This is a genomic window from Xanthomonas hortorum, from assembly GCF_024339125.1.
In the GTDB taxonomy this organism is placed as follows: domain Bacteria; phylum Pseudomonadota; class Gammaproteobacteria; order Xanthomonadales; family Xanthomonadaceae; genus Xanthomonas; species Xanthomonas hortorum.
In genome coordinates this window covers 2964205-2978146 of the sequence record NZ_CP101417.1, presented here as the reverse complement: position 1 = coordinate 2978146, position 13942 = coordinate 2964205, and the positions used below count along the sequence as shown (strand labels likewise).

Annotated in this window: 10 protein-coding genes; 1 reads left to right on the top strand and 9 read right to left on the bottom strand. The window is 62.6% G+C overall.

Features of this window, described 5'->3' with window-relative positions:
• Nucleotides 1-21: 21 nt before the first annotated feature.
• Together NMB96_RS12750 and NMB96_RS12745 are read right to left on the bottom strand one after the other, a co-directional pair.
• Entirely contained in the window at nucleotides 22-1902 is a 1881-nt protein-coding gene (locus NMB96_RS12750; RefSeq protein WP_255084973.1) for an ATP-binding protein, read from the bottom strand.
• A gap of 217 nt (nucleotides 1903-2119) precedes the next feature.
• On the bottom strand, nucleotides 2120-3475 hold the full coding sequence (locus tag NMB96_RS12745; protein ID WP_174556022.1) for a helix-turn-helix transcriptional regulator: 1356 nt from the start codon (nucleotides 3473-3475) through the stop codon (nucleotides 2120-2122).
• Between the two features lie 922 nt (nucleotides 3476-4397).
• On the opposite strand from NMB96_RS12745, the gene NMB96_RS12740 reads away from it, so the two are divergent.
• Nucleotides 4398-5183, top strand: coding sequence for a winged helix-turn-helix domain-containing protein (locus tag NMB96_RS12740; RefSeq protein WP_023903139.1), 786 nt, complete (start codon nucleotides 4398-4400; stop codon nucleotides 5181-5183).
• 122 nt (nucleotides 5184-5305) lie between these two features.
• Here the strand turns inward: NMB96_RS12740 and NMB96_RS12735 are convergent, their stop codons facing one another.
• The 7 genes from NMB96_RS12735 to cyoA form a co-directional block, all read right to left on the bottom strand.
• Nucleotides 5306-5692, bottom strand: coding sequence for a DUF805 domain-containing protein (locus tag NMB96_RS12735; RefSeq protein WP_023903138.1), 387 nt, complete (start codon nucleotides 5690-5692; stop codon nucleotides 5306-5308).
• A 460-nt stretch (nucleotides 5693-6152) separates the two neighbouring features.
• The gene (radA, locus tag NMB96_RS12730; RefSeq protein ID WP_023903137.1) at nucleotides 6153-7544 is read right to left on the bottom strand and encodes a DNA repair protein RadA; all 1392 of its coding nucleotides are present in this window, start codon (nucleotides 7542-7544) and stop codon (nucleotides 6153-6155) included.
• Between the two features lie 355 nt (nucleotides 7545-7899).
• A complete protein-coding gene (locus NMB96_RS12725) occupies nucleotides 7900-9780 on the bottom strand; it encodes a M61 family metallopeptidase (RefSeq protein ID WP_023903134.1) in 1881 nt (626 codons plus the stop codon).
• Nucleotides 9781-9950: 170 nt separating this feature from the next.
• On the bottom strand, nucleotides 9951-10286 hold the full coding sequence (gene cyoD / locus NMB96_RS12720) for a cytochrome o ubiquinol oxidase subunit IV (protein ID WP_006450195.1): 336 nt from the start codon (nucleotides 10284-10286) through the stop codon (nucleotides 9951-9953).
• Nucleotides 10286-10915 (bottom strand): cytochrome o ubiquinol oxidase subunit III, encoded by a 630-nt coding sequence (gene cyoC / locus NMB96_RS12715; protein WP_006450194.1) that lies wholly within the window; start codon nucleotides 10913-10915, stop codon nucleotides 10286-10288. The genes cyoD and cyoC overlap by 1 nt, the downstream gene beginning before the upstream one ends.
• Entirely contained in the window at nucleotides 10912-12912 is a 2001-nt protein-coding gene (gene cyoB, locus NMB96_RS12710; protein ID WP_006450193.1) for a cytochrome o ubiquinol oxidase subunit I, read from the bottom strand. The genes cyoC and cyoB overlap by 4 nt, the downstream gene beginning before the upstream one ends.
• Complete coding sequence (gene cyoA, locus NMB96_RS12705; RefSeq protein WP_104550311.1) at nucleotides 12912-13862, bottom strand: ubiquinol oxidase subunit II; 951 nt, start codon at nucleotides 13860-13862, stop codon at nucleotides 12912-12914. Before cyoA ends, cyoB begins: the two co-directional genes overlap by 1 nt.
• Nucleotides 13863-13942: the final 80 nt, after the last annotated feature.

Here is a 13942-nt window from a genome sequence, read left to right as displayed (position 1 = left end):
GTTGCTCCTTCGATGCGGCGCTCAGCGCGCCAGCAGTTGGGTCACGGCCTCGGCAAGATCGCCGAAAGCCCGGTTCAAATCCGATCCGCCCGATCCGCCCGATGCGCCGGCACCCGGCTGCGGCTGGGTGCGCCCCTGCGCCGACACGATCACCTTGAGCGAGCGCAGCAGCCGCGCCGCCACCGCCGCCTGCGGATTGCCGGCACGCTGCGCCGCCAGCAATGCCTGCAACGCCGGGTTGTCGAGATTGAGATACAGCCGCTGGGTCTGGCGTGCTTCGATCCCCGCAGTGAACTGCCGGGCCAGCCGCAACGCAGCGGTGGACACGCGCTTGTCGTTTTCGTCCTGCTCCAGACGGCGTTTCAGTTCGGCCTCACGGTCGGGCACCACCACCAACGGCAATGCTTCGGGGCTGAAACGCGCCGGCACCAAGGCTTCGCCATCGCCCAGATGCTGTTCCAGCCAGGCCAGTTCGTCGGCCGGCAAGCTGTCGTCCAGTTGGAACAACTGCCGGTTGCCCTGCTCGGTACCCAGCTCGACCAGCCGCACGCCCTTGGCCTGCGCCCAGCGACGCAGGAACGGCACCACCGCATAGCGATTTCCGTAGGCCACCGGCACGCCCATCGCGCGGAACAGCATCTCTTCGAAACCGCTGTCGCTATCCAGGATCACATGCACTGCGCCACGCGCCGGCAACTGCTGGGCCGGCAGATCGCCTTGCGAGGTCGGCACCCGCACGTGTTCCATCAGCAACTCGAACAGGCGCTCGTCGCACAAGGCCGCACCCAGCAAGGCCTCGTTGTGGCGCAGCAGGATGCGTCGCCAGGCTTCCGGCTGCTGACGTGCGACATCGGCCAGACCTTGCACCAGCGCTTCGGACAGCGCGTGCTGCACCGCCGTGTAGGTGGAGTCGCGCTGCAGATCCTCACGGCTGGCGGTAGGCGTCAAGCGATTGGATTCGATCACCCCGCCGATGAAGCCCGCCCACGGCGGCAGCAGCTCGCGTGCGTTGTCGTCCAACAGCATGCCGCGCAGGAACACCGACAGATTGCGGTTGTCGCTGGTGCCGTAGGTCGCCCCGTCCTGTACCCATAGCAAGCCGACCGCATCGCTGCCCTCCTCCGTGCGCACCGGCATGCAGCACAGCGGTTCGAAGTTGCGCTCGAAGCGCGCGGCAAACTCGCGTTGCCGCCGCCAGGCCTGCACCGGATGCAAGGGCACCGCATCGTGCATGCGCCACGGTGGTGGCTCCGGGTTGATCGCCTGTGCATCGCCCCCGATCCAGATCGGCTCGCGCAACAGCGCGCAGTAGCGCGACAGGATCTCGCGCAGCCGCCCTTCCTGGGCCAACGACAGATAGTCCTCATGCAGTTCCAGCACCACTTCGGTGCCGACCTGCGCGCGCGCCGGGATCGGGCTGACCGTGTATTGCTCGGCATTGCTGGAGATGTAGCAATGCCCCAGCGTCGGGCTCTGGTACGAGGTGGTGCGCACGGTGACCCGGCGCGCCAGCACGAAGGCCGACAAAAAGCCCAGCCCGAACATGCCGATCAGGCCGCTGTCTTCGTGCCCGCCCTGACGCAGCCCACGGGTGTAGCCCACGCCCACGGTGGCCAGATAATCGTGAATTTCCTGCTGGGTCAGCCCCGCGCCGGTATCGACGATGCGTACGATGCCCTGGGCCGCATCGGCATGCACTTCGATGCGCGATTCACCTTGCCAGTCGGGTTGTTCCAGGCGGCGGCGCAGGATCGAGTCGTGCGCGTTCTGCACCAGCTCGCGCAACGCGACCACCGGTGTGGAATAGAGGTGCTTGCTGAGGACGGACATCAGTCCGTTGAGATCGACGCCTGCACGGCGGATCTGAGAGGCGTCCGTCGCCTCGGAGGTGTGATCTTGCATGATCGTCTGTCGTTTCCTTGGCGGCCACGCCCATCCTCGGACGCGCCTTCCTGGGTGGCAATGCTAGCCGGAAAGCATAGCCGCAAGCCACGCCGCACGCACGCACGTCTCAATTCGGATCCCTCCACCGCACTGCGACCGGACATCGCTGCTGCATCACCCACCGGAAACGAAGCGCCACGGCCTGCATGACTGCACGGCCGTGGCGCCAGACACATTATCGCTGCAAGGTTTCCATCGGTGCCTCATTGAAGTGTTGGCGGTAGCCCTTGGCCAGCGCCGAGCGGCTGCCCACGCCCCAACGGCTTGCCGCCTGCAGCACACTGCCGCAGCCGCCTTCGGCCAGCAGTTCGTCGCGGATGCTCTGCATCCGGTAACGGCGCAGCACCTGGGTCGGCGACAGCCCGGTGGCAGACTTGAACGCCTGCTGCAAGGCGCGCCCGGTCACCCCGATCTGCGCAGCCACTTCGTTGATCGACAGATCCGAGCGATGCGCGTTGGTGATCATGTAGGTGTAGGCGCGCCGGTACTTGGCCGGCAGACGCGCCGAGATGTCGTCGCTCACATGCGCCGGGGTACCGCTTTCCAGCAGGCGCGGCGCCTGCACTTCGCTGCGCAGGCATTGCACCGCACCCAACGCATACCGGTTGTAGAGCAACAACGCCTGCTCGGTCTTGCCCAACGCCTGGCTGATCTTGGCCTGGCAATACTCGAACTCCAGATTCCAGCGCGGCGCATGGTGCCGGCCGGCACCGGCCAACGCACGCTCGGCCAGATCCGCACGCCCCACCGCCAACGCAGCCAGTGCCAGTTCCACCTGCGCGTCCTGGCGGGCGCACGGCGGGCAACCGGTGGCCGCAGCCGGCAACGCATCGATCTGCGCATCGAAACCGAAGGTATCGCCACCGGCAATCCGCAGCAGGTTGCGCACATGCCGCATGCGCTGGGCGAGCACCGGCATGCTCTCGGCCAGATCGGCGATGCAGGCGCGCAGCTCGTTGGGCTCGAACGCATGCGCCGCATCCTCCTGGCGCAGCGTGGCCTGCCAGAATACGTGGTCGCTCATGCGATCGGAGCGACGGATGCGCAGCTGCGCAATCATGTCCAGGCGCAGCGCGGTGGCGATCCGCAGCCAATCGCTCGCACCGGTCTCCAGTTCCGAAAGCACCTCGTTGGCGCGCTCCAGCGTCTGCAGCGCGAGTGTGCTCTGGCCAAGATGGAAGTGCGTCAACGCTTTACCCAACAGGCTCTCGCCGCACAGGCAGGACGGTGTCTCGCGGTCCATCGCCAGCTGCGCAAAACAGTTCAACGCGGCGCTGAGCCGGCGCTGGCTCAGCATCAACCAGGCGGTGTTGCGGCACGACAGCAGCCGCAGCTGCCGTTGATGCCCCCGCATCGCCTTCAACGCATGGCGATAGGCATCTTCGGCTTCTTCCTGATACTCCAGGATCAGCAGCGCGTCACCACTGGCGCCGAGCAGGCTGACTTCATCGTCGCCGCCATCCGAGGCGGCCTGCCCGTCGCGGCGTTGTTGAAGGTGTTGCAGACCCTGCGGCCAGGCACCAACCAGCATCCTGCTTGTATAGGTAGGAAGACGGTCTGCGTACGACAACGCAGAGATCGCTGCGAGGTAGGTGGAAAGGATCATGCCAGGCTCTCTCTTAGGGGGATGAGCAAAAAACAACCAATTTCGCCGGTCTTTTGGCGCAATCGATTGTATGCAGCGGATCCAATGGAATTTCTCACTTTGGGGCACTAAGAAAATCAAAAATTCTCACTCTGTGCCGAGCCGTGCCAGTCGCACAGCGTGCAGAGCATGTGGGCATTTTTTGCACTCCAGGTCCGATGTCGTGCACAGGACATCGCACGACATGCGATTGCGTATTGAAGACATCGGCTCCTGCAGCAAGACCCTGGCGGTGCCGGAACGTCTCGGAACATCTCGCTTCCACGCGCACCTCGCGTTGTCGAAGCATGTCGTGGCAATGACTGCATGTCGGTTGCGTGTGGTAACAGACGCAATTGCCGCGAATAGAAACTTCGGCGATCCGCCGCGTCGATAAACCGCCGACATATTCCACAAGCGCTATAACAGCGAATAAATTGCAATACCTTGGTCTATACCTGACCAATTGGTCTGGATGTCTGCGGGCCCAGGCAATTTTCTGGCGCTTCCGCAGGGCCATCCGCCGCAGCAATGTCGTAATTTTGTTATTTCCGGCGCATCCATGCCTAAATGTAAGAGCTCCGTTACGCCTATCTGAGCGCACGTTAAAGCCAACCCACGCAAAGCCGAAGAAAAGTACGCAGCAGTGAAACTTTCTGCCTCGCCAATGGTACATACCATTCGTCTGATCTCGGTCAGACCCTCCCTGGCAGCCGAAAGGTTTGGCGATGTACTTATCTATACACGTGGGTTTTGTATTGGCGCCGGCTGCTCGTCACAGGCACCCGACATACGACTGGTACGCATGCCGACATGGGAAGGCTGGCTGATGTACGCCAACGCTTCCGGCAAGCAAGGATCGGCTTTCCTGTTGACGCAGGATGCGCGTCTGGCCTCGCAGGTCAACGCGAGCCTCGCACCGCTCGCGCCGAGTTTTGCGGTCTTTTCCGACGAACTCGAACTTCTGCGCTCGCTGCGACATTCCCCTTGCGAGCTGCTGGTGTTCGATGCGACCTGCGTCGCCTCCGACGATAGTTCGCTGCTGGCCTGGCAGCGCTGCCATAGCGGCCATCCAACGCCATTGATCGTGCTGGGGCGCTTCGATTGCCCCAACGACATCCTGGCCTGGTATCGCGCCGGTGCGCAGGACGTGCTGGCGCTGCCGTTCAATTCGCATGAGTTGCATGTCCGCGCGGCATTGGCGATCTCGCCGGTGGCGCAGGCATGCCCTGAAACGCAGCAACTCAGCGTTGGGCCCTACCAGTTGATCCGCGACGAGAACACCGTGTATCTGCACGGCAAGCCGATCGTACTCACCGCACGCGAGTTTTCGATTGCCTGGTTGCTGTTCTCCAGCCCCGGTGTGTGCTTCCGCCGCTGCCAGTTGGCCAAGGCGGTATGGGGAAGCCATACCGAGTTCACCGACCGCACCATGGAGCAGCACATCTACAAGCTGCGCAAGAAGTTGCAGCTGTGCAATCACAGTGGCGCGGTGCGCATCAGAACCGTGTATTCGCATGGCTACAAGCTGGAACTTGCACTGCATGACACAGATGCAGTGACTCCGGGCAAGCTCACACCCCAGAACGCGGCAAGCCACGCTGCGGCGTGCTGATCCAGACGCGTCTTGGCGTGGTGCGTGCCGACGCAAGGCTTGTTTCAAGCCAATAAAATTGCACAAACGACAACGGCGCAGGGACTTCCCTGCGCCGTTGTTCGATCGATCGGTGCGTCCGGTTACTGCTTGGGGCTTTCACCGTATTCGTTCGGGCCCGGGGTGCCGTCCATGCACATGAAGACCAGCAAGACGATCGCACCCACGTAAGGCACCAGGCTGATCAGATAGAACCAGCCGGACTTGCCCTGGTCATGCAGGCGACGCACGGTCACTGCAATGCCCGGCACGATCATTGCCAGGCCGACGATCATGATGATGGCAAACACCACCCACGCCAGCGGGCCGGGGCCGTTGTCGCCGCCGCCTATCGCCGCCGCGACGCCGAAAATGCCGCCCAGCACCAGCAGCACAATCATCTGCAGCAAGAAGAACATCCAGTATTCCTTGCGACGCGAGCGACCGGTGAAGTCGGCGTAGCGCTTGAGCGGCAACAACATCCATTCCATTGTGATTCTCCAGGTAAGAGCAGTCAGCGGTGTCTGTGATCCGGTGCACGGTGCAACCGGCCGCGCATGGTGCCATAGCCGCACTCTTTCTGAAAACGTTTTCTCGACAATCAAACGCGAATACAGCCGTCTATCCGACAGACGGTTTGCAGTGCTCAGTCGCAGCGGAGAGGCCAGGTCAACGCACCAACCAGACCGGCTGACGTTGTGCACCCGGCACGTCGCCGCCGCAGCTCGTTACGCACTGAAGGTTGCCAGGTTTTCAACGATGACTCTGGCTGGGCGTGCGCGCACGAGAGGCGATCGTCAGGGCGTCCGATCGCTCATAGCTCATAGACGGTCGGCCGGCGACGGTCGGGAAGAGCGCAACATGCGGCTGCCTGACATGGTCGAGGCAAGGCTGCCGCCACGTTCGACACAGCTCAGCGCATCTCAGCGCGCGCCCCGCTCTGCGTGGACCTCAGTCAGCCGCCGCTTCCAAGGCCTGGCTCAGCCGCTCCACCGCAATGATCTCCATGCCCTTGATGCTGGTGGTCTTCGGTGCATTGGCCTTGGGCACGATCGCGCGCTTGAAGCCATGGGTGGCGGCTTCTTTCAGGCGATCCTCGCCGTTGGGCACCGGCCGGATCTCGCCGGACAACCCCACCTCGCCGAAGGCGATCGTCTTCTCGGCCAATGGCCGGTCGCGCAACGAGGACAACACTGCCAGCAACACCGGCAGATCGGCCGCGGTTTCCTGCACGCGGATGCCGCCAACCACGTTGACGAATACGTCCTGATCGCCCACCACGATGCCGCCATGGCGATGCAGCACCGCCAGCAGCATAGCCAGCCGATTCTGTTCCAACCCCACCGCGACCCGACGCGGATTGGACAACGGCGAGGCATCCACCAGCGCCTGCACCTCCACCATCAACGGCCGGGTGCCTTCGCGGGTGACCATCACGCAACTGCCGGGCTGCTGGGTGCTGCCGCCGGACAGGAAGATCGCCGACGGGTTGGAGACCTCTTTGAGGCCCTTCTCGCCCATCGCAAACACCCCCAGCTCGTTGACCGCACCGAAGCGATTCTTGAAGGCGCGCAGCAAGCGAAACCGGCTGCCGCTCTCGCCTTCGAAGTACAGCACCGCATCGACCATGTGCTCCAGCACGCGCGGCCCCGCGATGCCGCCTTCCTTGGTCACATGGCCGACCAGGAAGACGGCGGTGCCGGTTTCTTTGGCATAGCGCACCAGCCGCGCCGCGCTCTCGCGCACCTGGCTCACCGAACCCGGCGCTGCGGTCAGCGATTCGGTCCACAAGGTCTGTACCGAGTCGGCCACGATCAGCTTCGGCCGCGCCACGCTGGCGTGCTGCAGAATGTTTTCGATGCCGGTTTCGGCCAGCGCATTCAGGCCTTCCAGCGGCAGATCCAGGCGCACCGCACGTCCTGCGACCTGGGCCAGCGATTCTTCGCCGGTGACGTACAGCACCGGCAGCGTACTGGCCATGCTAGCCAATGCCTGCAGCAACAACGTCGACTTGCCGATGCCGGGGTCGCCACCGATCAACACCACCGCGCCTTCGACCAGACCGCCGCCCAGCACCCGATCGAACTCGCCGATGCCGGTGGACACGCGCGACTGTTCGGATTGGCGCACGTCCTTGAGCGCGGTGATCTTGGGCGCCTCGGTCTTGCCCGACCAACCAGTGCGGCGCGAAGCCGCCGGCGATGCCTTGCCGCCGGGGGTTGCGCTTTCGAGCACGATTTCGCTGAGCGTATTCCACACCCCGCACTCGGTGCACTGCCCCTGCCACTTGTTGTATTCGGCGCCACACTCGCCGCAGACATAGGCTATTTTTGCCTTCGCCATCGTCAGTTAGCCAATCGTTTCTGGAGCGACAGCATAGTCGCCGCCGGTCTCAGGATGCGCGACGCTGGCGCTTGGCGCCGGGAATCGGGAATCGGGAATCGGGAATCGGGAATCGGGAATCGTCCAAGCTGACGCACTGTTGGATTGCGTGCAACTGGAAATTTCAACAACGACGCTCTACGTGGGAGGCATCGACGAGGCCGGCCACTTGGCTAGCGCGATGTCTTTCTATCGATCAGTCGGCATCGGCAGCAACGAAGATCGATCTCCGAAGCTGCATGATCGATCGCAGCCGACCATGCAGCTCCAGCTCCTGCCATTGCCCGCTCGAACAGCTCCGAGCGGGCAGCGCCCATCAACGTGCCTTGTACAACTCGCTCAAGCGATCCGGCTTGCCGGCGATGCGCTCCAGATGCGGATACAGCAGGCCGCCGTGGTAATCGATGCGCACGGTGTCGTAGCGATCCAGGCGCTTGACCAGCAATTCGATAGGCGCAGTGCTGCCCTTGGCCGCCGTGATCGCGTCCTTGATCACCTCGCTGCTGAAGGCGCGGCCGTTGACCGCCACGATCGTGTTGCCGGCGATCAGGCCGGCATTGAAGGCCGGGCCGTCCCACAGCACATCACCGATGTCGCCAGAGGCTTTCAAGGACACGCCAAGCGAATAGGCCAGATTGGCGTCCTTGTCGTCGCTCTCGTCGGCCTTGGTGGCCAGGTTCGGCTCCTCGTTGTAGACCAGCTTCCAGCCATTGGCTTCGATGCCGCCGTTCAACGACCCGTGCCCGTCCATGCGGCTGCGCAACAGGCTAGCCCAATCGTAGGCGGCCACGCCGTTGAGCGTGGTCACGATGTCGTCGAAGGTGTACGGATTGACGTCCCAATCGCCGTTCTTCATGCCGAAGAACGCCTTGCCGAAGTCGTCGATGGAGCGCTTGTTGTTGGTCAGCGCGCGCAGCTTGCTGTCCACTTCCAGCCACATCATCTGGCCGCCGGAATAATAGTCCTCGCTCATCTGATAGCTGCGGTACGCCTTCGGGCGGCGCATCGACATGGTCGGGTCGTTGGTGGTGTCCTGCACAGTGCGCCAGGCCATGCCGGGGCGGCCACGCTCATAGCTTGCCGCCACGCCGGCCAGCATGTCGCGCGCCTGATCCTGCGTCCACAGGCCCGAGCGCGCGGCCATCACTTCGCCCCAGAACTGGGTCTGGCCTTCGTACAGCCACAGCAGGCTGTCGCCCATCGGCACGTTGAAATTGGGCGTGGACAGATCCGCGCCGCGGCGATACTTGCCGTTCCAGGAATGGTTGAATTCGTGCGCGAGCAGGTCGCGCCCGGTCCAGCTCTTGTCCCACTCGGTGAAATAGGTCGGCACGCCGCTGTTTTCGCTGGAACGGTGATGCTCCAGGCCGATACCGCCCAGCTTCTTGGTCAGCGCGAGCAGAAATTCGTAATGGTCGAAATGGCGCGCGCCGTACAACTTGTCCATCTGCTGCACCAGCGCCGCATGCGCCTTGATCTGTTCGGGCTTGGCGTCCAGCGACTTGGCTTCGTCGGCAAAGACGTTGAGGTAGACCGGCTGCTTGCCGCCGCTCAGCTCCACGCGCTTGTAGTACTTGCCGGCGAACATCGGCGAGTCGACCAGGTCGTCGAAGTCGATCGGCTTGAAGGTCACCGTGTCGCCGACCCGGCTCTGGGTTTCCAGCGCGGTCGCGTAGTCCCAGCCCTTGGGCAAGGTCACACTGGCCTGCGTCTTGATGTTGCGTGCGAAGACACCGGCCGGATACAGCGCGGTGGTATTCCACTGCAGGTTGAGCATTTCCGGGGTCATCATCACCCGGCCCTGGTTGCTGGCCTGCGGAGAGAGAAACTTGAACTCGGCTACGAGCTCGGTGGCGCCCTGCGGCACATCGATCTTGAAGGCGTACACGTCGAACTGATCGCGCGTCCACGGCACCACCTTGCCATCGACCTTGATCACCAGGCCGGCGAGCTTGTCGATCGGCCCGGTCGGCGAGTGATTGCCGGGGATCCACTGCGGATACAGCAGCGTCATCGGGCCGGGCTTTGCCGGCATGGTGGTCCTGACCTTGAAGATGCGGTGCGCCAGATCGGTGGCATCGACATCGATCTTCAAGCTGCCTTCGAACGGCACGTCCTGCGGCGGCGCAGTTTGCGCGGCGGCGGGCAACGACAGCGCTGCCAGCAGCGACACGGACAACAGGGTGGGCATCTTCATCGCAACTCCGCAGGTGACCTGGAACAGGCAAGCCCACGATGCTAAGCGCCCACCACGGCTTCCCCGTATGCCATTGGTCATGCCGCAGGCAAATTCATGCGCAAAAAAAAGCCGCCAATCGCTGGCGGCTTTCTTCATAACAGCATGACGCGATCCGGCGTGGCGCCGTCTCAATGCATCATGTTGACGTTCATGTTGTGCAGCACCCACAGCGAACCGACGATCACGATGCCGATGATCAGCAGCGAGAACAGGCCCACCTGCACGTTGGAACGCTGCTCGGGCGAGCGATCCATATGCAGGAAATACACCATGTGAACCAGCATCTGCACGGCGGCCATCAGCGAGATCACGATGACGGTGACGCCCTTGGAGAACGCCCCGCTCATCACCATCGCAAACGGGATGACGGTCAGGATCACGGCCATCACAAAGCCGATCAGGTAGGACTTCAGGCCGCCGGCATGTGCGTCGGCGGCGGTTTCATGCGCGTGGTGATTGGCCATTACAGCGCTCCCAGCAGATAGACGACGGTGAACACACCGATCCAGATGATGTCCAGGAAATGCCAGAACAGGCTCAGGCAGGCCAGACGCGTGCTGTTGCGCGGGGTCAGGCCGTTCTTGGAGATCTGGATCACCAGCACTGCCATCCACAACAGACCCGAGGCCACGTGCAGACCGTGCGTGCCCACCAGGGTGAAGAAGGCCGACAGGAACGCGCTGCGTCCCGGGCCGGCACCTTCGTGGATCAGGTGGTTGAACTCCCACACTTCCATGCACAGAAAGCCGATGCCCAGCAGCGCGGTGACGCCCAACCAGGCATACAGCCCGGTCATGCTGCGCTTGTGCGCGGAAATCATCGCGACGCCGAAGCTCAGGCTGCTGAACAACAGCAGGAAGGTTTCCACCAGCACGAACTTCAGGTCGAACAACTCCTTGGCCGTCGGCCCGTCCACCGTGGCGCCCGAGAGCACCGCATAGGTGGCGAACAGACCGGCGAACAGCAGGCAGTCGCTCATCAGGTAGACCCAGAACCCGAAGACGGTGTTGCCACCGGCGTCGTGATGCTCGTGGTCGTCGTGGCCGCCCGCGTGGGCGGCGTGGTCAAGCGTGGTCGAGGAAGACATGGTCATACCACCTTCGCGGCCTGCGCCGCATGTTGCTGTTCGAGCAGGGCAAAGCGCGCGTTTTCGATGCGCTCCACTTCGTCGGCCGGCACCCAGTAATCGATGTCGTCATCGAAGGTACGTGCGATGAAGCTGCCGATCATGCCGACCAGGCCAATGATCGCCAGCCACCAGATGTGCCAGATCAACCCGAAGCCCATCAGCACGCTGAAGGCACCGATATACACGCCTGCACCAGTGTTGCGCGGCATGTGGATCGCTTCGTACTTGGACGGACGCACCCAGCCCTTGCCGTTCTGCTTGTCGGCCCAGAACTGATCGCGGTCGTCGATATGCGGCAGCACGGCGAAGTTGTAGAACGGCGGCGGCGAAGAGGTTGCCCACTCCAGCGTGCGGCCATCCCACGGATCGCCCGTGTAATCCATGTGCTCCTTGCGCTTCCAGACGCTGTAACCGATCTGCACCAGGTTCAGGAAGATACCCATGCCGATGATCGCAGCACCCGCAGCGGCCACGTACAGCCACGGCGCCCACTCGGGGTGGTTGTAGGTGTTCATGCGGCGGGTCATGCCCATGAAGCCGAGCACGTACAGCGGCATGAAGGCCACGAAGAAGCCGATGATCCAGCACCAGAACGAGGCCTTGCCGATCTTCTCGTTGAGCTTGAAGCCGAACGCCTTCGGGAACCAGTAGGTCAGACCTGCCAGGTAACCGAACACCACGCCGCCGATGATCACGTTATGGAAATGCGCGATCAGGAACAGGCTGTTGTGCAGCACGAAGTCCACCGCCGGAATCGCCAGCATCACGCCGGTCATGCCGCCGATGGTGAAGGTGATGATGAAGCCGATCGTCCACAGCACCGGCGAGGTCATGTGCACACGACCGCGGAACATGGTGAACAGCCAGTTGAAGATCTTCACACCGGTCGGGATCGAGATGATCATCGTCGTGATGCCGAAGAAGGCATTGACGTTGGCACCCGAGCCCATGGTGAAGAAGTGGTGCAACCACACCACGAACGACAGCACGCCGATGCACGAGGTGGCGTAGACCATCGAGGTGTAGCCGAACAGCCGCTTGCGGCTGTAGGTCGCGATCAACTCGGAGAAGATGCCGAACGCCGGCAGGATCAGGATGTAGACTTCCGGGTGGCCCCAGATCCAGATCAGGTTGACGTACATCATGGCGTTGCCGCCACCGTCGTTGGTGAAGAAGTGCGTGCCCAGGTAACGGTCGGCACCCAGCAATGCCAGCGCCACGGTCAGGATCGGGAACGCGGCGATGATCAGGATGTTGGTGATCAACGCGGTCCAGGTGAAGATCGGCATGCGCATCAGGGTCATGCCCGGCGCGCGCATCCGCATGATCGTCACGAAGAAGTTGATGCCGGTCAGCAACGTGCCTAAACCTGAGACCTGCAACGCCCAGATGTAGTAATCGACACCAACCCCTGGACTGTATTCCAGCCCCGACAACGGCGGATACGCCAACCAGCCGGTCTGCGCGAATTCACCGACACCCAACGAGATGTTGATCAGCGCCGCACCGGCTACGAACAGCCAGAAGCTCAGCGAGTTCAGGAACGGGAACGCCACGTCGCGTGCGCCGATCTGCAGCGGCACGATCAGATTCAACAAGCCCGTCATGAACGGCATGGCCATGAAGAAAATCATGATCACGCCGTGCGCGGTAAAGATCTGGTCGTAGTGATGCGGCGGCAGCACACCTTCGCCGCCGTTACCCGCCAACGCCTGCTGGGCACGCATCATCGCCGCATCGGCAAAGCCGCGCAGCAGCATGACCAGCGCCACGATGATGTACATCACACCGATGCGCTTGTGATCCACCGAGGTGAACCACTCGTTCCACAGGTAGCCCCACAGCTTGTACTTGGTGATGGCGCCCGCGATGAGCAGGCCGAGCAGGCCGGCGCCACCGAGAGCGACCATGATGATCGGCTCGTGGTACGGAACCGCCTCGAGCGTAAGTTTGCCTAGCATCACTTGTCTCCAGAAGTGCACATGGCAACCGGCTCTGCAGCCGATGCCTGATGGTCGCCGTGGCCTTCGCCATGGCCTTGCGGACCGTGACCCGGACCATTCATGTATTTGTCGACCAGCGAGCGGAACATGCCGTCCTGCACCGACGAGTAGTAGGTGACCGGATACTGTTCTTTATCGTTGCGATTGGCGGCCAGCACCTGGTACTCAGCGGCAGTCAGCGCCTTCGGCGATGCCTTGACCTTGGCTACCCATGCATCGAAGCCGGCCTGATCGACCGCATGCGCCTTGAAGCTCATCTTCGAAAAACCGTGACCGCTGTAGTTGGTCGACAGGCCGAAGTATTCGCCCGGCTCGTTGGCCACCAGATGCAGCTTGGTTTCCATACCGGCCATCGCGTAGATCATCGTGCCCAGGTGCGGGATGAAGAACGAATTCATCACCGTGTCTGAGGTGATCTTGAAGTTCAGCGGCGTGTGCACCGGGAAGGCGATTTCATTGACCGTGGCGATGTTCTGATCCGGGTAGATGAACATCCACTTCCAGTCCAGCGAGACCGCTTCGATGGTGAGCGGCTTGACGTCCGAATCCAGCGGCCGGTACGGATCCAGCGCATGCGAGGAGCGCCAGGTCAGCACCGCCAGCACCAGGATAATCACGCACGGGATCGACCACACCACCACTTCGATGGCGGTGGAGTGTGACCAATCCGGCTCGTAGCGCGCCTTCGTGTTGGACGCGCGGTATTTCCACGCGAACGCGATCGTCATCACGATCACCGGGATGACCACGATCAGCATCAGCACCACCGAGGTGATCAGCAGTTGCTTCTCGTCGTGGCCGATCTGGCCTTTCGGATTGAGGATGGCCGAGTTGCAGCCTGCCAACAGCAGGAACGGCAACATCAGGCCTGGACGAAGTACACGCCCGAGATGTTTCAACGGAATCATCGGTCGATCCAAGTGCGAAGGAACGCCAGCCTCATGCGTCGCATCCCCTTTCGGGACATGTCCGGCAGCGCTCTTCCTGA